The organism is Hymenobacter endophyticus, assembly GCF_032464715.1.
Classification (GTDB): Bacteria; Bacteroidota; Bacteroidia; order Cytophagales; family Hymenobacteraceae; genus Hymenobacter; species Hymenobacter endophyticus.
The window spans coordinates 135,521-154,483 of record NZ_JAWDJT010000012.1; the positions used below are offsets into that span (position 1 = coordinate 135,521).

Genomic DNA, 18,963 nt, shown 5'->3' on the forward strand with positions numbered 1-18,963 from the left:
TCTTCTCTACAGACTGTACAGCCCTTCCTGTTCCAACTCCCGCACGATACTGAGCGACGCCAGCGTTTCCAGCAACGGCGCGATGGTTTTTGCCTTGGCGCCTCTGATCTGGCTGCTCACATCAGCCACTGAAACAGGCCGGCCGGCCTGCTCGACCAGGTTACGCAGCAGATTCATCTGGTTAGCCAGTCCTTCGGGCCAAGCCCGAAGGTTAACCGCCTTCTCAACCGTCTTCGTTGCGGTTGCCGCCGGCAGGGCCAGCGCCGACTGCTGCAGATCGGGGGCCTGGTAGGCGGGGCGGAGGTAGCGCACATGGCCAGCGGCCTCCTCCTGAGCACGCTCGTGGTTGAGCCGTACCAGGCGGGTAAGTATTTCCGCGTCGGGAAGGTCGGCGGGCCAGCCGTAGGCGGCGGCTACGGCCGTATCGAGCTGCTGATGCAGGCTCAGGACGACGGATGCCAGGCCCTGCTGGTTGATGGTTTGCTCTTTGGCCGTGGTGAGGGGCTGGCCGGCGCGCAGCTTCTCCACCACGTTATAGAGGTCGGTGAGGGTGAGGGCTGGGTGCTGGGCCTGCTGACGCTTGCGGTGGGCGTCGAGCTGTTCGGCCAGCTCTCGGATGCGTGCCTGCTGCTCCGCTGTGGCCGCTGGGAAGGGGAACGGGTCGAAGGTGCGGGAGTTATTGTAACGAGGGTCGTTACCAACACCCATTCGACCTCCAGACGCTAGCGCCCAAGTGATATGAATTCGGCTAGAAAGTATACCGAGTACAACTGCGTCATCTGAAGCTATTGCAACTAAGCCATCATCAGGAATTACAGAAGCATCGACAAAAGTAAAAAAGCGGTGCTTGGCTACATAGACTGTTGCTATATATCGTGTTAGATTCGCCAACGCTGGTCTAAAATCCACTCGTCCCCTTGCATGTAGCCACCAGTTTGTTCTTATCGTCTTATCATTATTTACGTCTCTTTCAGGTTTGACGTGTTCAAGAATATGCTGATAAACAATTGGGAAGCGCGACAGAACCTCATTCTCTGTCAGCCCCAGAAGGTCAATAATCATGACATTCCTTGAGCGCGCAGTTATATCTTTTCCATTTCGGTAAGGACGTATATGATTCTCGATTCCATCGACCGTGCCCAGGCCAAGTATTGTAGCCCTTTCGGGAGTTACAACGAAACCCATTCCCAAGGGTATTACACCTCGGCTACTTATTCCCATATTAGCTTTTAGAGCAAGTGAGCTAGTGGAATCCGCACCAATCGAGAGGTCGGAATTGATTACACCTTCAATTTCTTGAAGAATGACCTCATGTGCATCATCATCAACAAGTGCTATTTCACTTGCAACTATACCAAGCGTTCCTAGCATTTGCCCAGGCTGAGCAACTGTCATAGCAACACGAACAGCCGCACCTGCTGCGGCATCAACCCACGGGTGGTCTGGAATTGCGAAGGATAGTGAAATTGGATTGCCATCCGCTTCCATGTGCCGCTGTAATACCCGACGGTTGAATGTTTGGGTTAGGGAGTTAGTAGTAATAAAACCAAACCGCTCTGTCTTACCGCTTCGCAGTGCTTCGGCGGCATTGTCCCACCAATACATTACCAAATCGGCTGAATCGGGCACTTTGCCTTTATATGCTTTGCGTAGGGCATCGGCGTATCCGTCCCCTAGCAAATCCCGCATCCGCTTATTGCCCACAAACGGCGGATTACCCACGATGAAATCGGCCTGGGGCCACTCGGCGGGCTGGGGGTCGGGATAGTCGAGAACGAGCGTGCGGGCGGTTTCGTCAGGTACGAGCTGGCCGGTGGCGGGGTGCAGCTTGGTGGTGCCGTCCCAGCGCGTCACGGGCTGGCCGTGGGCATCGAGGCGGGGCACGGGCGGGCCGTGCTGCAAGGCCGCATCCTGCTGGCGGATATTCTGGTACTCATCCAACAGCGGCTCCCGCAGCTCGGAGGGGCCGTAGGTGCGCAGGTGCCACTGCAGGTAGCCAATGCGTAACACCACATCGGCAATGGCCGCCGCGCGCGGGTTCAGCTCCAGGCCTAGCAGCTGGTGCGGGCTCACGGTAGTACCGCCGCCTAATTCCAGTAGGCCCGTCTGGCCGTAGCTGTTGATGGCCGTTAATACTTCGCCTTCCAGCCGCTTGAGGTGCTCCAGCGTCACGTACAGGAAGTTGCCGGAGCCGCAGGCGGGGTCCAGGATTTTGAGGCTGGTAAGACGGGTGAGGAAGCGCACCAGCTCGGCGCGGGCGTCTTTGGGCTGGCCTTCGTCGAGGCGGCGGGCGGCGGCAGCCTGCGCGGCAGCCCACTCCCGGCGCAGGGGTTCCAGCACGGTGGGCAGCACCAGGCGCTCCACGTAGCGGCGTGGGGTGTAGTGGGCGCCCAGGCTGTGCCGCTCCTTGGGGTCGAGGGCGCGTTCCAGCAGCGTGCCGAAAATGGCCGGCTCTACCTCCGTCCAATCCGCTTTAGCCGACTGTAGCAGCAACTCCATCTGGTCGGACGTGAGGGGCAAGGCAGTAGCATCGTGAAAGAGCTTACCGTTGAAGCGGCGAAGGCGGGCCGTCAGGTCGGGGGAATAGCCCCCAGTGTCCATCGTACGCCACAACGAGTTCAGTGCATCAGGTAGAAACTCCCGCATTTCCGGCGTGGCGTAGCGGACCAGCATGCCGGTAAAGCTCTCCTTCGGTATCAGATTTACGTCCTCGCTGAACATCGTGAACAGGCAGCGCATCAGGAATTGCGCCACCACGTCGGGCGCGTGTCCGGCCCGTTCCAGCTGCTCCGATAGTTTGGCCAGGCGGGCGGCCAGCTCCCGCGTCACGCGGGCGGCCCGGCGGCTGGGGTCCAGCTCTTTTGGGTCGAGGAAGATTTGGCGGAGCATGGCCCGCGTCTTTTCATCGGCCAGCGCGGCCAGCGGCAACCGGAACTTGGTCTGGTCGGGGAAGGGTACGAATTGGTGGCTACTCTTGCGAAAGTGCATTTGCAGGCCGTAACGGTAGTTTTTGGGCTTGCGGCGATGCAGGTTTCAGTCACAGGTGTGATAAAATTGTGATGCTCTCACAACCCGTTCTCAGAGCTGCCAGCTGCAATAGTAGCACCCAGGCCGGCAATTCACGCAAATACGATGGCAGCGTACTACGATGCGCGGTGCGGGCCGGCGGCGGTCCGGGTACCTGGTTGGCGACGGAGTGTAAAGCTGCCCCTACGTTACGTTCATAGTAAAGAGAGGGGTGGGTGATAAGGGAAAACAGCAGTGGCCTGCGTAGTACGAAGCTACGCAGGCCACACCAAAACCGATAGAATACCGGGTTCAGTTACCGGGTCCGGCACTTGAGAATCCCATAAGGGGCTGCCTACGGTTTAGCTTACACCGGGAAAAACTGGCAAGTATAGCGGATAAGGTATTTAAGATAAGGCCTTTTCCCAGAATGGGAATGGCTGTTTGTCTTGTAAAATCTACGTTTTAACTGGTAAAAATGCAGAACCAACGAAATTGTGCTGGCGTACAAATGCCGTTATGGTGCATAGGAAGCAACTTTGCACCTAATTACTATCTAGTAAGACCTTTACGGCTTCCCCTACATACCACACTTCTACCATCCCAAAATGAAACTAAGTGCGACTCCATTTCACCCGGTAACGGGGAATTTGCTGCCGGCCTATAGGGACGCGTATCTACGCGGTGACCTATCCAGCCAGAATACGGAACTCGTTGACGCGTTCCTTAAAGCAGATAAACAAGTGGCTGATGAAACGCTCAGCCGCTTTTACGAACTCAAACAAAAAGGCCACCAGGTAAAGCCCGTGGGCTGGGTGCAGCGGCAGTTCGAGCTGATGCGCACCGAGCCGGAGCGGTTTCGCCGCCGGGCGGCTTCCCTTATCGTGGGCAGCGCCCTGGTAAGCGGGGCCGTCTTCGCCGGAGCCAACCTGCCCAACACGCCCACGGAAGCCGTGCCGGTTACGAGCGAACTGGCCGAGTCGGCCGCCGAGGCCAGCGCGTTGCGCGTTTCCACGGTAGCGGGCCGCATTCTGGATGAAAATGGCAAGCCCCTGGTGGGCGCTACCGTGTGGGTGAAAGGCACCCGTACGGGCGTCAGCACGGATGCTGAGGGCCAGTATACGTTGCGCATGGCAGCCGGGCAGCCGGCCACGCTGCAATACGCTTACGCGGGCTACAAGGAAGAGGAAGTGATTCGCTCTAAGGGCGGTACGGCCAATGTCACGCTGCTGCCCCGCACCGGAAAGGCTGCCACGGCTAAAAAGCGCTGGCTGTTTTTCTAACACGCTAACCCAGCGCGCCGCCAGCTCCGGTAGTTTGTGGGAAGCCGACCGGAACCGGCGGCGCGCTGTGAGCCCGGCCCTTAGTGCGCCGGGCATGCACTTTTCCGTCGCCGCGTGCACTCACCGCTACCTCCAGCAGCTGCACGCGCGTCCCTTATCTTAGATTTAGCGGGTGGTGAAAAAAAACAAGAGAAATGCCGCCGGAGCCACGTGCTCCAGTGCGGAAACGCTCATCCAGCACCTGCTGCGGGAATTACCTAGCCTAGTGGCCGTAGCCGTGATAGATACCGGCTCCAGCAAAATGGTGGCCGCTTACACGGCGACGCCCAAATTTGACCCCTACAAGCTCACGGGGCGCAGCACCGCCTTGTTTCGGGGGCTGCGGCGGATGCTCGCCGCCCCGTGGCTGCAGGGCCAGCAGGTAACCGATCTGGTGGTGGTGCTCGATGAGCAGCTGCACTACCTGCGCCCCGTGGGCCAGGGCCGGCAAATCGTCTACCTGGTCGTTCGGTTGGCCGATACCAACATGTCGCTGGTGCGGGATGTTCTGCGCCGGCACGCCTTTTAACGTTTCTTTTTTACACCTTCTTTTTTCGCGTTCATGTCCACGTTGACCCCCAACCAAGTAGTACAAAATATCCTGAAGGAACTGCCCTCGCTGGTAGCCGTAGCCGTGGTGGAAACGGAAACGGGTATGCCCCTGGCGCACCATTCGAACCTGGCTTCGTTTGATGCCGAAACGGCTGCCGCCTACAACACGGAGGTAGTAAAGCAGAAGCTGAAAGCCATTCAGGCCCTGAAGCTGAACCAGACCATCCAGGACATCCTGCTGACCCTGACCGACCAGCTGCACCTGCTCAAGCTCTCGGCCGACGGGGGCAAGTTCATCTACCTGGCCGTGAACTCGGCTGATACGAACCTGGCCATGGCGCGTCAGATTGTAAAAAGCCAGGCTGCCGTTCTCAACTAGGGCGCCCCACGCTTGCACTATCCGCAGAAAGGGCCCGCCGACCAGCTGTTACCAGCTGCCGGCGGGCCCTTTCTGCGGATAGTGCAGCACAAAACCCGTTGCGCCGACTACTGGGCTACCGGACGCGGTGCAGAAGAGCAGGAGCGAATTAAGGGGTAGCTGGCGGGCTACAGGCCCAGGCGCGGGCGGACTGCACGTCGGTGAAGTAGCGCAGTTCGACGGCTAGATTTTCGACCAGGTAGGTGTACTCCTCCTGAATTAAGGCGCGGTTGAGCCAATCCTCCGATTCCAGCATGGCCAGGCGGCGCAGGCCCCCGGCGGCCAGGGCCGGCAAGATGTGCGTGCCTACCCAGGCCAGATCTTCGCGCTCCATGGGCCCTAGCCGCCGGTCGTCGGCAACCCACCCCGTAACCTGGTACTGTTGCACGTAGGTGGCGGCCTGCAGGACGGCCTCCCGGAAGAAGGAACTGCTTACGTAGTCTCCCCACACCGCTTCCAGGGCATTGCAGCCAATATCGTGCAGGTAAAAGGTGACGAAGGGGAAGGAGGCAAGGTGGACCATCGAAAAGGCGTGTAAGATGATATATAAGCTGCTTAAATAACAGATAGTCAAGCTGAAATTAGCATTGAGACGTTATACGCTCCACTCTTTGTGGGTGGTTACCATGCCGCCCGCCGCTCAGCCGTTACCCAAGCACCGCTGCCCCCGCCGCACCGGAGCCAACTCGGCCGGCTTCTCGTGACAAGCCGCCACCAGCAGCGGCAGGCTCAGCAGCAGCAAGGTGTGGAGGAGCATCGCAAATTATTTACTACTGTTATTGAGTAGCATACCATAACAAAATGATATTGTAAATTTTGTCAATGATGTTTTTTTGATAAATGAGACATAATGGAAATATTTATAGCATTTCTTAGGATAGATAAATTTACATGTTCCTGGTCCAATTCGTAATAGCGTATCACATCAATCATTAAATCATCTAATACTTCTATAAAATCACTGATTCCCTTTATTGGATTTTTTGACAATTGATTTGAAATGAAGTCTTTTATATTTTCTACTACTTGGTATTCGTTAAAAGAACCTGTTTCTTCTGTGTATAAATATTTAATAAGATTTTGTTTTTGCTCTTCTTTGACGAGTTGATAATATTTTTCCGGTTTTATATATCCATATTTTGTTGCAAATCGTTTGTCGCTTAAATCAATAGTAACCTTGCTGGAAGCATAAGTAGGATGTGTCTCGGGAATTTGTTGTAAGTCTTTAACTAGCCTGATACTTTGATCGGTTACTTCAGAGTTTAAGAACTGTTGAGCATATTTAAGAAATATATTAGAATTGTACATATGAAAATTATTTATTTTGCCTGTATTATGCATATCCTCGATTAATTCTGGTCTTGGGCCAATAGTCTTTTTCCCGTCTGAATATACGATACGCCACCAATCTGACTTCTTGTCATCTGTTACAAAAACAACAGATTGAGGCTGATCGAATAATCTTACCTTTAGCAAGAGTTGTTCCCATAGAATAGCGTCTCCATATTTTGCGATAATCTTCTGGTCATTATGATAGTAGTTTTGATCATCATCTTTGTCTATATCTTCAAAGCCAGGAGGCTTTCCATTTGCATACTCTTCCGGACCTCTTTTATAAAGAGCTTTTATCTCCGAATCACTTAAAGCATCTCCAACTTTATCTTTAAATAATTTATCTAACGTGTCTCTTATTGAATCTTTATGGCTATATACATCTGTACTAGCCTTTTTTTGACCTTCTAAATTATGTATATATGTATTAGCTATTTCGTTAATCTTGCTTAATGTTTCATCTGGATCTATTTCGGAATGTCTTAATTTTAGATTTAAATTATTTATATTTTTGGATAAATCGGATGTGTATTTATTGAAAATATCAATAACTTCTGAATATTTTTTCTTTTGTCCTGCGATAACTTGTAATCTGCCTCTGTTAAATTCCAATCCAACTTGATGTGGAATCCAAATTCTGTCTTGTATAGACTCAAGTACTTTAATAAAATCATTATTCACTGATTTTGGCCATCTGTATAAATTGAAAAGTATGTTAGTGTCAAACACAAAAAAAGCATTTTTCCATATTTTGGAAATGCTATGATCTTCAGCTGAATAGTAGCCTTTGAATTTGTTTTTCATTGAATATCAAAATGCTTTGAAAGGCTTGAGTTATTGCATAATAATATTAAACATATATTATGTATTCAAAGAGGTAGTTGAAAATACAGTCATTTGTATGGAAATTAGGGGCGAAGCAGATTTTATGGTGAGTAAAGGCAGGAGTAATGGCCTATGCTTCATGTGTAGTGCTGGAACGCTGAAACGACCACAAGCTCAAGAGCAGCAGGACGCTGGCAGCCAGGTACAGCAGTTGTTGCGAAAGGAAATCAAAGGTTTTGAGTGGGTCTTCGCTGGATATGAAGCTATAGGAGCTGGTGAGAATATTCAGCAGAGTAGCTCCATAGAGTGCAAGAAATAAGGTTTTTACCTCACGAATGCCCTTTCGGATGTAGTAATACACTACCAGGAGCACGGGGGCAATTAGGTAATGCATGATGTAATCCTGTGTATTTAAATCGGGGGCGAAGTAGTCTCTCTGCCGCAGATAGCCCATCAGTACGCTTAGGCCAAAGGCAAGAAACAGCAAGTTGGATGCCCAGATATCGTATCGGTGCTTTTGGATGGTAGTCATATGTTCTTAGTCAAGTAAGGTACGCCCGCCCACAGCTACACCCGCCTCCCCAGCCATCGGCCGGCGCAGCAGGTCGCGGGTGATGATGAAAATGGAGCTGAGCTGAAGAGCCCCAGACAGTAGGTTAAGGGCCGTCTGGGGCCAAGGTGCCACAACGGAGGGCAGACGTATCAGGTAAAATAAATGGCTCGGGACGCACAGCAGCAGCAGCACTATCTTAGCCCAGCGGCGACCTGCTCGCACTGGCCAGCTTAATCCGGCCATCAGCAGAAACGATCCGATGACCGAGAAGTCAAATATGTTCTGACTGAGATAAGGCGTTGGGTGCAAGGGCTTGCGGTAAAGGAAGAAGGATAGGAAAGCCACTACAACGCTGAGCAGATACAGGATGGCCGCCTTGCGGTCATTGGCGGGGATGGTAACTGCCATATCAATTAGGCCGGTTATGCCCCCCACGGAGCAACGACAGCACTTCCTCCTTGGCGGCGATAAGGGCATCTTTCGATTCAATCAACGCATCCCGGCTGGCTACAAGCGTCCAGAGCATCTCGACCTCTTTCTGAGCAGACGCTAGGTCGCGGCGGCATTCCTCCAGCGTGACGTTGTTGGTGATGGTGTTGTGGCTGCCTGTGTTGGTCTGGACTTGGCCCTTGTTCTTATGCGCCGTGACATTCGCATCCTGAGAGGCCGATCCGTCATTAAGGAACATCTCGCCTCGGCCGAGTAGGAGCCACAATGGATTCAGGTTCTCAATTGTAGCAAGCAACGCACCGATATAATCGGCGCTAGGAACTGAGCCACGATCAATGTAGCCTCTCGTCGTGCTTTCATTGACGCCATACTTCTGACTAAAGCTCCTGGTATTCAAGCCAAGGGATTTAATCAAAATTTTAAGCCTTTGACTTACAGTTTCTTGCGACATATATAACCCGATTGTGTATTTATTTTAAGCCCAATTGTATACTAGTATCTCAATCGGGCGTATGTTTGTACGTACTCGCTGCCCAAGTAAAGCATCCGGCAGCCAAAGCGTCCAAACACGATGGAAGACTTCGCCCCGTACTGCCCCGACAACGTCCGCCATTTCAGTCAGCCGATTCTCGCGGTGCTGCGGGAACACGGCTTCACCAGCTCCGAGCTGTTTTCCCCGAATGGCCTGGTCGGCGTGCAGGGTTCCGGCGTCAGCGCGGGCTTGGAATCGTTTCTAGTGTTCTACCAGCACGACACGCGCACCGGCAAGAAAACCCTAGAACTCCAGGCGTACTACGGGGCCTTTCGGGCCGGCACGGGCCGTCTGCTCGTGCGCGATGCGCAGGATGTGGTCTTTCTGCTCCAAAGCTGGGAGCCGCTGGCCGAGGCCCGCCTGCTTACCGCCAAGGAGGCTTCGGCACTCAGCGCTAGCGCTGCCACACTTGCTGGAGCAGCGTCAGCCCCTCCAGAACCAGTTGCCGCTGCCACGCCCACGAGTGGTGCACGTGGGGCGAGGGAGCCAGCAGCTCCAGCAGCTCATCCGCCCGGTAGGGGGTAGCGGGCTCCTGGGGCAGGTAGGTAAACAAAAACCGCTGCGCCGCATCCAGTGGCCCCCGGCCGCCGGCTTCCTCCGCCTCCGTGGCTTCGACCAGGCGCTGGCCGAGGGTCTGGAGTTCAAGAAGCAGGGCAGGGGCTACCATCGGGCAAAGACATACATACGCGTTCCAAATCTACTCTTTTTCCCCATTGCCATGACGGAGAAGCAGAAATACTATGCCCTGCAGGCCCTCGTGTGCGAGGAGCTGCCCCATTTCGCCGTGGATCGGGCCATTCGCGCCGGCTACGGCCAGCAGTACGCCTCGGCCTCCACGCGCCTCGCGCACGTCAAGCAGGGCAAAGTGGCCAGCCTGCCCGATCTGCTGGCCCTGGTGGAGTATTCGCTGCCCGAGTTCCGGATTCCCGCCCACCTGCGCCCCGAGGGCACGGCCGCCCCCCTGTTCGAGAAGTAGTCTCCGTTTCCCTCTCTATACGCTTTGCTATGCACCTCAATACCGACCCCACGGAGCCGGCCCGCAAGCCGTGCCTGCGCGATTTGGCGCGCCTGACCACCACGCTGCTGCCGCCCGCCCTGGTGATGCTCACGCCCCTGCAGGAGCTGGAGCGCCGCTGTCAGGAAATCGATCAGACGCACCCCGAGTACCGGGAGGAAACGCCCCTGGTGCACGCCTACGAGCTGCGGCGGCGCGCGCAGCTGAGCGGCGCGCTGCGCCTGGTGCGCACCGGCACGGCCGCGCCCGCCTTCACGGAATCCGTCACGCGTGCCTAACTGCCCCGGCCATGTCCAGACAGCTGTTTTTCCCGCCTATTTCCCTCACCGATGCCCGCACCGGCAAGCGCGTGCGGGTGCAGGCGCTGCCCGAGGGGGCGGCCCTGGTGCCCATGCCCGAGCCCATTCTGGGCTACAGCTACCAGCAGGGGCACTTGACGGTGTACGTCAACGGCTCTATGCCCCCGGAACTGCGCACGGCGCACCAGGAAGGCACTACCGCGCAGGAAGTGCTGCTGGTAGCCCAGCTGCCGGCCGGCATCCGCGAAATCGACCTCACCGACTGCCGGCGCGAGTTCCGCCTGCTCTTGCCCCAGGCTGCCTGATGAACGCGCCCTGCTTTTTCTCGCTCCTGAGCCTAGGCTACCAGCCGGGCCACGGCCAGCAGCCCGGCCTGCACCTGCTGCCAGGGCAGGCCGTGGGCCAGCCGGCTCAGCGCCTCCAGCTCCGTGAGGGCCTGCGCCACGCGCGGCTGCTGGTGGCGGGGCAGCGGCAGCAGCCGCGCCTCGCGCAGCAGGCTGGTCCACTCGCGCACGTACATGCCCAGCTGCAGCTGCTCCAGGTGGGAGCCGGCCGCAATGCTGGCCACCAGCTGGGCCTGCCGGTGAATGGTCACCAGCTGATACATCGTCCCCATTGGCCGGAGCTAGGAGCGCTGCCGACGCGGCGGTGGAGTAGACGGAGCCGGGGGCGGGGCGGGCGTATCGAGCGCCAGCAGCACGTCCCCGGCCTGCTGGGCCTCCTGCAGCAGCTGCGCGCGGCTGCGGGCCGGAAAGGTAGCTGCCGCCCGCAGGGCGCTGAGCACGGCCTCGAAGCGGCGCTTGAGCGCCGGCGAGCAAGCCTGCAGGGTCGGGTAGGGCACCTGGAGCAAATAGCGCAGCAGCTCGCGGCGCACGGCAAGGAGGACCGTTGGGCCGAAGTCGGCCGACGCGTCGCTGGCTTCCAGCTCAGCGCGCAGCTGCTGGAGGCGGGGGGAAAGGGCAGTCATAGGAGCGGGTTGTGCCCGCCTGTACGGTTCAGTTTAGCCCTGGGTTGCCATTTTAAGCCCGTTTTAAGGTCCGCTTGCCCGGCTGCCTGTTTGGTGCTGCGCCCCCGCTCAGGTGCCTGCTCAGGACCGCGCCGGCGGGGCCAGCGCCTGGCACAGACGCAGGGCCTGCTGGGCCAGGCGCTGGCGGGCCCGCACAGGCTGCGGGCTCAGATCTTGGGCGTAGGCTTCGAGCAGGAAGAAGAACTCCTGCACCTGCCCGGGCGTGGCCGCTACCAGGCGGTAGCTGGCCACGTTCTCCAAGGTAGTGCGGACGCAGCTTTCCAGGTGCAGCAGGTCAACTTCTGTAACGGCCGGGGCCAGCGCTACCGCCTGCAGGCGGGGCAATTGCGTGAGCAATGTGGTGAGATGCATAGGGTTGTGGTAGAAGGTGCGACATGCCTCAAGGTACGCACTACGGTGGCGCTTACAACTACTGTTGATCGAAGAAAATCTGTTTTCGAACGGTTGGAACGATCTCCTTATTTCTGCCGGCCATGAGCGCGCCCACGACCACCGTCCCCTTGCCCGGCCCCCGCGACTTGGGCCCCTCGGTGGGCCAGCTGCTGCGCCGCCTCGGCTTTACCGTTTGGGAGCAGCCCACGCCCACGCCCAGCCTCTCGCTGGTCACCGGCACCTGGACGGGGCTCACGGGCGAGCAGTTCCGCTTCCAGTACGCCCACCATCACCCCGCCGCCGGCCCCGTGGCCTGGGCCGCGTGCCAGATGAGCTGCCTGCCGCCCGGGGCCCGGGAGCCCCAGGTGTGCTTTGCCAACACCCAGGTACGCCGCCTGCGCGAAGTGCGCCTGCTCGTGCTCGGCAACGACCATTTCGCGGCGGCCCGCCAGCGCCTGCAGGCGGCCCGGCCGGCCGCCACCTTCTCCTCTGACGTCCACCCTTCGCTGCCATGAACCGTCTGGAATCCACCGCCCCTGCTACTTACACCCTGGCCCACGCCCTGGCCCTGGTCTTTGGTACGCCCCCCTTCAGCGCCGAGTACACGACCGACCACATCCGGCGGGTCCTCTCCAAACTGCTGGGCCAGGAGCTGAGCGAGCCGGCCGTGCTGGAGCAGCTGCGCACGGCTCCCTACGCCACCCCGCGCCCGGGCCGGGGCCGCCACCTGCTCAAGTGGCGCTTCTCCCGGGCCGAGGTAGGGGACGGGGCCGCCCCGCCGCCGCCCCGCCGCCACAAGCCCCCCCGGCAGGAGCGCTCCGTGGCGCAGTCCATGGGCCTCAAGCGCTGAGCCGGCGGCCCCGCCAGTCTTCTCTTTTACTTCTGCTTAGCTCTCTTTCTCTCATGGAAAAGCCCGCTTTTGCCCTCTACACGGCCAATCCGGCCGATGCCGGTTTCCGGAGCCTGGCCACGCTGCTAAGCCAGCAGCAGCCGGTCACGCTCAGCCCGCTCACCGAGCTGCCGCCGCCCGACCGGCAGCGGCCCACCCGGCAGCAGCTGCGCTCGGAGCGCGCCGAGCTGACCCGGGCCGTGGAGCAGGACCGGCGCCTGCTGCGCCTCACCGGGCCCCACGCCGGCCGCTTCCCCCAGGAAGTAGCCGCGCTGCACGCCGACATCACGCGCTGTGAGCAGCGGCTGCAGGCCATTGCCGCCCAACTGGGCGAGGAGGGAGGGCTGCTCGATGGCTAAGCCCTTACCCGCTGGCGCTCCTGCCGGCTGGCGCTACCGCCTGCTGCTGCGCACCGTGCGGCGCTAGCCGGCCCGCTTTCCATCCCCCACACCTACCTGCACCACCGCCCCCGTCGGCGCGCCCTGCCCAGGGCGCACGAAGCCGACCGTTCCCACCGGATGGGAATGCACTTCGGGACCGGGCCAGCACGCGCTGGCCGGGGGCACGGAGGCCCAGCAACCCTGGCGCCGGCCACTAGCCCACCGGACGGGAATACCCGCCCTCCGGCGCAGCTATGGCCACTTTTTACCCCGCTCTACCTCACCGTTCTCTCGCCCTCTCTTTTTTGCATGTCCGCTCACCCGATTCACCTGCTCCCGCTCAGCCAGTGCCTGCTGCACTGGCACCTGAAAGTAGACGAGCTCTGGCACCGTACGCCCCCCATTGAGGTGACGCGCACCATCACCCGGGGCCAGCGCGCCGGCGTCACCGAGACGCTGCTGCGGCGCGGCTCCCGCGCCGTGTGCGACGGGGCCAAGGCCACGGGCGAGGAGCTGCTCAAGCAGTACCGCCGCAAGGTGGAAAAGCTGCTCCAGCAGCCCTTTCTCTTCGGCCTGCTCGTGACGGACACGGGCGAGCTCACGCTGCCCAGCATCCTGGTGGATGCGCGCCAGCTCATGCAGAAGCGCAGCCTCACCGAGCGCACCATGCGCAACCACCTCTCGCAGCTGTTGGCCGTGGGCTTTATCAGCCGCAAAAAGTGGCACGGGCGTCAGCGCAGCTTCGAGCTGTGGATACACCCTGACTACGTGTGCAAAACCCCGCAAAATGCCCCGGAAACGCCCGTAGCCCCCGTTTCGGATTGCACCACCATTGCCTCCGCGTTATCCACAAACGGTACAAAATTTCCGGTTATTAAGCTTCTAGAAGATCCTAAAGATCAGACATTAGAAATCGGGCAATGTGGAGAAAATGCCTCTGGCGGTATTTCTGAAAGACCCTTTCAGGAAGCGGAGGCCAGCAACCGGGCTCCGCGCGCCGGCCTGACGGCGAAACAGGGGCAGGGGGGCGGCGCGGCGCAGGTAGCCACCGAAACCCCGCCGCCGGCTGAGCGGCCCGCCCAGCCCGAACTGCCGGCCACCTACGCGGCCTACGTCCTGGAGGCCTGGCTCATGGCCAAGGCCCTGCTCTACGCCGAGCAGCGGTTTACGCCCTTCCAGGAGGAGCTGGCCCGGCAGGCCATCCTGCGCGGGGTGTACCGTGGCTTTACCGACCAGCACTTTGATTTTGCGCGCTACCACAAGGGCGTACTGCGCCGCCTGGAGCTGGTCGAAAAGCACTTTACCCGCCATGCCGGCCGCTTCTGGGCCCCCATGCCCTGGGCTGAGATGGTGACGGGCCGGGGCTACTTCGACTGGGAAAACGAGCAAGGCTTCAAGGGCACTATCAAGTGGCTGGTGGCCGACCAGCGCGCCGAGCAGCTGGCCCGCGTGAACCGGGCCGTCAGCAAGGCCATCGGGGAGCTCAAGCTGCGCCGCAAGATCGAGCTGGGAGAGAAAGTGCCGCTACGCGTGCCCCGCCGCCTCGTGGAGCTGGCGAACCGCCGCACCCTCTACCACCAGCACATCGCCGCCCTCGAGCAGCTAGGCGGCACGCTGGCCACCGACAAGTATAACAAGCTGGCAGAGCCCCTGCTGCGCTAAGCTGCTGCTGCGCTACTGTTCTGCTGCGCTAAGTTGCTTTCTCTCACCTTCTTCCTTCTTTTTCTTCTCATGGCCCAGCCCACCGAACCCTTCAAACAGCGCGCCCTGTTCAAAATGCGCGTGTATTTCACCCACGTCAAACCCGGCACTGCCGGCCAGTTCGACATGTACAGCTTCGACACTTCGGGTCGCTACCGCGTGGCCGACCCGGCGGCCTACGGCCTGCGCCATCTGAAAGGGGAAGCTGAAAAAATGGGCGGCCGCATTGTGCGGGCCATCATTTACGACAACCAGGCCTCGGGCAAACCCGAGTACACCCGCCTGGAAAAAGGCGTGTGGACCCGCTGATGCTCGACCTCACGCACCTCTCCCAGCAAGTGCCGCTCTGGCCCGGCCAGGCCCGCGTACTGCGCCTGGCCCTGGAGCAGCACCTGGCGCAGCTTAACGGCCGCAGTGCCCAGGGCCAGCTCACGCTGCTTGATGCGCTGGCCCTCAAGCCGCTCGGCCGCCTGCACCAGCAGCTCACCCGCCTGCTCTGCGGCCCGTGGCCCCGCCACGAGCGGCGGCCCGGCCGGCCGCCCAGGCAGCGCCAGTGGCGGCTGAGCTTTGAGGAGCTGCTGCTGCTCAACCGCCTCTACTGCGAGGGCACGCTCAGCCGCTACCTGGCGGCGGAGCCCGGGGCGGAACTAGTGCCGCTGGGAGGGGAGCTGCACCGCGCAGCCCATGGATGAGGGGCTCTACAAGATGGAGAAGGGCATCACGGCGGCCCGCAAGCTGCTGGGCTCCGAAGAATTCACAGCCCTGACTGAGCTATTGGGTAAGAAAACGCTGGTCTACAAAGCGGCCATGGCGGCGCAGAAGGCCCTGACCATTGCCGAAATCGGGATGGGCGTAGTCAAGCAGTTTGCCTCTAATGCCGAAGCAGGGGCCAAGATTGCCGCCATGGCCCCGCCGGTATCGATTCCGCTGGGCACGGCTTATACGGTCGGGGCCAACATCCTGGCTTCCGCCACGGCCGGGGCGGCGGTGGCCAAGGTGCTGGGCATCGGCTTCCGTCAGGGCGGGGCCACCGGCAGCGCGCCCGCCGGGGAGGGTGCCGGGCTGGCCGGCCTGCGCATTGGCTCCAGTGGCAAGCTGCTCGATGCCGAGGGCTTTGCCGTGGCCGGGGTGGTGCACGAGAATGAGTACGTGATTCCCGAGTGGATGCGCGCTGATCCGAAGGTGGTGCAGATCGAGCAGTTCCTGGAGCAGAAGCGCCTGCGCGGGTACATCGAAGGTGGCGCCACCAGTGGCGACGTGGCCGTGCCGGCCGCCGGCACTGGCACCGCTCCGGAGGCGCAAGTGCAGCTGCTGCTGCTGGCCGTGCTCGGCCGCCTGGACTTGCGCCTGGCCGATGTGGAGCAGTGGGCCCGCGAGCTGCACGTGTATTTGGAGGTGCATCAGCTGGAGGATGCTCTCAGTGAGCGAGAGCAAACCAGGAAGGCAGCAGAAATCCGCTAAAGTTGCGCTACTACTTCAGTGAGCTTTTCTACAGGTTTGACACATAGTAAAGTAATAGGCAAGAGCCCTAACGAGGTTGAACTTTTCAACTAAGTATGAGAGCTATACTAGTGTGGTTAGAAAGTAAATAGCAGCGTATGACCTGTTTGCGTTTTGCATAATTTGTGACTTGGCCTATCTTGCTTAGTAGCATAATACCCTATTAAAAAAGAAAGAGAGGTGTTTAGCATGCGTCATGTGCCAGGACAACATGTCCAGTTAGTAGTGTGGAGACCAAGCCGGAGTGGTATTTATCCTTCCGGTCTTTTCCCCGTTGCCATTGAAGGGCAAACAGAGTTAATACTGCTGCTGGCAGCGTCAGCAACCACAGAAAAATTGGAACAGTGGTCTTTTAGATCCTACCACGGAATTACGCTACCTTCCCCATGGCGGGACCAGTTCAGAACGAGAGTGTACGAATTGGATATCGTGAGCATTGGGCCGGTGAATGATCCGCAGCGGCACTATATTGTTCGCTACTGGGGAATGGCTCGTGGGTTTGCGCTTCACCGAGGAACGGAGCGGGTGGAGTGGACAGCCGAGCTGGCGGCGGAGTGCCGCCGGATAACGAGTTATTACGAAAACCCCACGCAGTACTTGCCTTTGCTGCAATCCTCCAGTAGTAACCGCTGATTTCCTGCTCCTGGAAGGTGTCCAGAAAACGGACCTTTTGTGGTCGGTTATTTGCTTCGGTTGTAATAATTAAACATAACTAGACTTATACCCGACTTCTCACAACGGTTTTTCTCTCCACGGCCCTTTCGCCTGGCTATGGTACTTTTCCGGTTTGGGGCCTCTCTCTGGGGTGTAGTTTTCGACATTCCAACCAGCTGCGGGCTTCGCGCTCGACTTGGTGGTGGTCTGCCCGCTGCGGGTCGTCCGTTTACAAGTCGATAAAAAAGGTTGTACCCTCGTTTTCTCGGCTTTCCACCTGGATACGGCCGCCGTGCAGGCGCACGATTTGCTGGGTGATAAACAGTCCTAGGCCCGTTGTGTACTCACCGGCCAAGCCCTTGCGAGTGGCCGTGCTGAATTTGTCGAAGAGGTGCGCGTGGTATTTGGCGGGAATACCGATGCCCGTGTCCTGCACCACGAGGCGCGGTCGGCTGGCCAGCTCCTCTAGGCAGACCGTCACCCGGCCCCCGGCTGGCGTAAACTTCAGCGCGTTACTTACTAGGTTATCCACCACACGACCAAATTTATTCGGGTCGAGGTTCGCCCACACGACCTGGGAGGGAAGTTCCAGCACCAGGGACACCTCCTTAGCTTGAGCGGCGAGCCGATGGGTGTCCAGGTACGCGTCCAGGTAGGCCGAAAAGTCGAGGAGCTGCTTGTGTAATTGCCCCTCGTCGAGCTGGCCGAGGTAGAGCACGTCTTTCACGATGGCCTCAGCCTGCGCAGCGGCTTGCTCAATGATGGCGAGATACGTGGACGTTTCGCCAGCTTGCTCGCGCCGCAGCAGTTCCACTGCTAGTTTGATGTTGGCCAACGGGTTGCGCACGTCATGAGCCGCCATATGCAGCACGGCTTCCTGCGAGTCGTAGAGGCGCTTGAGCGAGGCTTGCAGCTTCGTGTGCTCGGTGGTGTTGATGAGCGTGGTATACCCCAACTCCTGGCCCTCATTGAGAAACAGCACGGAATGGACCTGGCACCAGAGCGGTGACCCGTCCAGCCGGACCAAGCAAGTATTCAGGGTAAAATACGGCACTTCGTGCGCCCACAATTGCTGCTGCGCGCGGCTCCAGTCGGCGCGGTGCTGCGGGTGAGCAAAGTCGAGGATGCGCCGGCCTTTCACCTGGTCGGCATGCGTGCTGCCCAGCATAGCCACCAACGCCGGGTTGGCCTGGCGAATAGTCAGGTCGGAGCTGGTAATTTTTTGGCCCAGTGGCGAACTGTCGAATACGGTTCGAAAGCTCACTTGTTGCTGCTGGTCGTCGTCAGCTGTTTGCTGGCTCCCCGCCGTCCGGTTGGCGCGCACCCGCCGGGCTTGCGCGCGCAGGGCGGCGTTTTCGGCGCGGAGCGAACAGTTTTTAGCAGCAGATGGGTCCCGAGACAGGGTGGCAACTTCCTGGCTGACAGGTGAGCCCTCACTCCGCAGCCACTCCACGGCCTCGGCTTCGGTGGTGAAAATGCGGGTATGGTAGGGGTGCGGGTTGGCGAAGGCCTCGGCCACGGCTTCGCCAACCACGGCGTCGGTGTGCAGCTGCTCCAGACGGGCAGGCGCGCAAAGGACGGCCAGACGCAGGACTTGGGGCGCCAGCTGGTCGGCCGCCCACGGCAAAAAGACTTGGGTGAGCCACTGCGTCACCTGCAGGTCAATCGGGCCGGCGCGGCGCGAATCAAGCAGCCACCGGGCGCAGCCGTGGCGGCGGGCTAAGATCAAGGCGGCATGGTAGGACTCCTGCAATTCCTGTAGCCCGTAGGTCTTCAACCAGCGCAGGGCCAGAGCGTGCTGGCGGGGGCGGTACTTCACCGAATAAACCAGGGCAGTGCCAACGCGTGCGTCCTCCATGGTCAGAAAGGTAATTATTCTTTATATATAGTATAAACAATATAAAACAGGCGGTAAGTTAACTAACCAGTTTTTGCGTAATAACTGAGCGCTTCAACAAACGTGGATAGCCATTTTTTTTGATTGGTCTATACAGAAGCCTATAGGCTGGCCATTCGTTCAATACCTTGGCTGCGCCACACTTTTTGAGGTACTCAGTTGCGTAACGTTTTCCAGACAGTCGTTTGTAGGAGGTTACCTCGCATTTGACGCTTTGCAAAGAATAACAACTCCATCGG

At 58.9% G+C, this 18,963-nt stretch carries 24 protein-coding genes; 13 read left to right on the top strand and 11 right to left on the bottom strand.

Features of this window, described 5'->3' with window-relative positions:
* Positions 1-6: 6 nt before the first annotated feature.
* Positions 7-2,988 carry a class I SAM-dependent DNA methyltransferase gene (locus ROI90_RS16960; protein WP_315999547.1) on the bottom strand — a complete coding sequence of 994 codons (2,982 nt, stop codon included), beginning with the start codon at positions 2,986-2,988 and terminating at the stop codon, positions 7-9.
* 626 nt (positions 2,989-3,614) lie between these two features.
* Here ROI90_RS16960 and ROI90_RS16965 point away from each other — a divergent pair.
* The 3 genes from ROI90_RS16965 to ROI90_RS16975 all read left to right on the top strand — a co-directional run bounded on the left by ROI90_RS16965 (position 3,615) and on the right by ROI90_RS16975 (position 5,259).
* A complete protein-coding gene (locus ROI90_RS16965) occupies positions 3,615-4,289 on the top strand; it encodes a carboxypeptidase-like regulatory domain-containing protein (RefSeq protein ID WP_315999548.1) in 675 nt (224 codons plus the stop codon).
* Positions 4,290-4,464: 175 nt separating this feature from the next.
* Complete coding sequence (locus tag ROI90_RS16970) at positions 4,465-4,857, top strand: hypothetical protein (protein ID WP_315999549.1); 393 nt, start codon at positions 4,465-4,467, stop codon at positions 4,855-4,857.
* Between the two features lie 33 nt (positions 4,858-4,890).
* Positions 4,891-5,259 (top strand): hypothetical protein, encoded by a 369-nt coding sequence (locus ROI90_RS16975; protein ID WP_315999550.1) that lies wholly within the window; start codon positions 4,891-4,893, stop codon positions 5,257-5,259.
* A gap of 148 nt (positions 5,260-5,407) precedes the next feature.
* Here the strand turns inward: ROI90_RS16975 and ROI90_RS16980 are convergent, their stop codons facing one another.
* The 6 genes from ROI90_RS16980 to ROI90_RS17005 form a co-directional block, all read right to left on the bottom strand.
* Positions 5,408-5,821: a hypothetical protein gene (locus ROI90_RS16980; RefSeq protein ID WP_315999551.1), complete on the bottom strand. Its 414-nt coding sequence runs from the start codon at positions 5,819-5,821 to the stop codon at positions 5,408-5,410.
* A 296-nt stretch (positions 5,822-6,117) separates the two neighbouring features.
* Positions 6,118-7,434, bottom strand: a complete 1,317-nt coding sequence (locus ROI90_RS16985; RefSeq protein ID WP_315999552.1) for a PIN-like domain-containing protein — start codon at positions 7,432-7,434, stop codon at positions 6,118-6,120.
* A gap of 151 nt (positions 7,435-7,585) precedes the next feature.
* The gene (locus ROI90_RS16990; protein ID WP_315999553.1) at positions 7,586-7,987 is read right to left on the bottom strand and encodes a hypothetical protein; all 402 of its coding nucleotides are present in this window, start codon (positions 7,985-7,987) and stop codon (positions 7,586-7,588) included.
* Between the two features lie 6 nt (positions 7,988-7,993).
* Positions 7,994-8,416: a hypothetical protein gene (locus tag ROI90_RS16995; RefSeq protein ID WP_315999554.1), complete on the bottom strand. Its 423-nt coding sequence runs from the start codon at positions 8,414-8,416 to the stop codon at positions 7,994-7,996.
* A 1-nt stretch (position 8,417) separates the two neighbouring features.
* The gene (locus ROI90_RS17000; protein WP_315999555.1) at positions 8,418-8,909 is read right to left on the bottom strand and encodes a hypothetical protein; all 492 of its coding nucleotides are present in this window, start codon (positions 8,907-8,909) and stop codon (positions 8,418-8,420) included.
* Between the two features lie 475 nt (positions 8,910-9,384).
* Entirely contained in the window at positions 9,385-9,657 is a 273-nt protein-coding gene (locus tag ROI90_RS17005) for a hypothetical protein (RefSeq protein ID WP_315999556.1), read from the bottom strand.
* Positions 9,658-9,708: 51 nt separating this feature from the next.
* Between ROI90_RS17005 and ROI90_RS17010 the strand changes: the two genes are divergently transcribed.
* The 3 genes from ROI90_RS17010 to ROI90_RS17020 are packed head-to-tail and all read left to right on the top strand — an operon-like array spanning position 9,709 to position 10,609.
* Positions 9,709-9,966: a hypothetical protein gene (locus tag ROI90_RS17010; protein ID WP_315999557.1), complete on the top strand. Its 258-nt coding sequence runs from the start codon at positions 9,709-9,711 to the stop codon at positions 9,964-9,966.
* Positions 9,967-9,995: 29 nt separating this feature from the next.
* Positions 9,996-10,283 (top strand): hypothetical protein, encoded by a 288-nt coding sequence (locus ROI90_RS17015; RefSeq protein WP_315999558.1) that lies wholly within the window; start codon positions 9,996-9,998, stop codon positions 10,281-10,283.
* A gap of 11 nt (positions 10,284-10,294) precedes the next feature.
* Positions 10,295-10,609, top strand: a complete 315-nt coding sequence (locus ROI90_RS17020) for a hypothetical protein (RefSeq protein ID WP_315999559.1) — start codon at positions 10,295-10,297, stop codon at positions 10,607-10,609.
* Between the two features lie 32 nt (positions 10,610-10,641).
* On the opposite strand, the gene ROI90_RS17025 is transcribed toward ROI90_RS17020, so the two are convergent.
* From ROI90_RS17025 to ROI90_RS17035, 3 genes are all read right to left on the bottom strand, one after another.
* Entirely contained in the window at positions 10,642-10,920 is a 279-nt protein-coding gene (locus ROI90_RS17025) for a hypothetical protein (protein ID WP_315999560.1), read from the bottom strand.
* A gap of 9 nt (positions 10,921-10,929) precedes the next feature.
* Positions 10,930-11,271, bottom strand: coding sequence for a hypothetical protein (locus ROI90_RS17030; protein ID WP_315999561.1), 342 nt, complete (start codon positions 11,269-11,271; stop codon positions 10,930-10,932).
* A gap of 120 nt (positions 11,272-11,391) precedes the next feature.
* Positions 11,392-11,682 carry a hypothetical protein gene (locus ROI90_RS17035; protein WP_315999562.1) on the bottom strand — a complete coding sequence of 97 codons (291 nt, stop codon included), beginning with the start codon at positions 11,680-11,682 and terminating at the stop codon, positions 11,392-11,394.
* A 122-nt stretch (positions 11,683-11,804) separates the two neighbouring features.
* Here ROI90_RS17035 and ROI90_RS17040 point away from each other — a divergent pair, with 122 nt between their 5' ends.
* From ROI90_RS17040 to ROI90_RS17070, 7 genes are all read left to right on the top strand, one after another.
* A complete protein-coding gene (locus ROI90_RS17040) occupies positions 11,805-12,218 on the top strand; it encodes a hypothetical protein (RefSeq protein WP_315999563.1) in 414 nt (137 codons plus the stop codon).
* Positions 12,215-12,553, top strand: coding sequence for a hypothetical protein (locus ROI90_RS17045; RefSeq protein ID WP_315999564.1), 339 nt, complete (start codon positions 12,215-12,217; stop codon positions 12,551-12,553). The genes ROI90_RS17040 and ROI90_RS17045 overlap by 4 nt, the downstream gene beginning before the upstream one ends.
* Before the next feature lie 53 nt (positions 12,554-12,606).
* Positions 12,607-12,951: a hypothetical protein gene (locus tag ROI90_RS17050; RefSeq protein WP_315999565.1), complete on the top strand. Its 345-nt coding sequence runs from the start codon at positions 12,607-12,609 to the stop codon at positions 12,949-12,951.
* A gap of 330 nt (positions 12,952-13,281) precedes the next feature.
* The gene (locus ROI90_RS17055) at positions 13,282-14,634 is read left to right on the top strand and encodes a hypothetical protein (RefSeq protein ID WP_315999566.1); all 1,353 of its coding nucleotides are present in this window, start codon (positions 13,282-13,284) and stop codon (positions 14,632-14,634) included.
* 69 nt (positions 14,635-14,703) lie between these two features.
* Positions 14,704-14,982, top strand: coding sequence for a hypothetical protein (locus ROI90_RS17060; protein ID WP_315999567.1), 279 nt, complete (start codon positions 14,704-14,706; stop codon positions 14,980-14,982).
* A complete protein-coding gene (locus ROI90_RS17065) occupies positions 14,982-15,365 on the top strand; it encodes a hypothetical protein (protein WP_315999568.1) in 384 nt (127 codons plus the stop codon). The genes ROI90_RS17060 and ROI90_RS17065 overlap by 1 nt, the downstream gene beginning before the upstream one ends.
* A complete protein-coding gene (locus tag ROI90_RS17070; protein WP_315999569.1) occupies positions 15,358-16,134 on the top strand; it encodes a hypothetical protein in 777 nt (258 codons plus the stop codon). The genes ROI90_RS17065 and ROI90_RS17070 overlap by 8 nt, the downstream gene beginning before the upstream one ends.
* Positions 16,135-17,056: 922 nt before the next feature.
* Here ROI90_RS17070 and ROI90_RS17075 read toward each other — a convergent pair.
* Positions 17,057-18,685, bottom strand: a complete 1,629-nt coding sequence (locus ROI90_RS17075) for a sensor histidine kinase (RefSeq protein WP_315999570.1) — start codon at positions 18,683-18,685, stop codon at positions 17,057-17,059.
* Positions 18,686-18,963 lie beyond the last annotated feature (278 nt).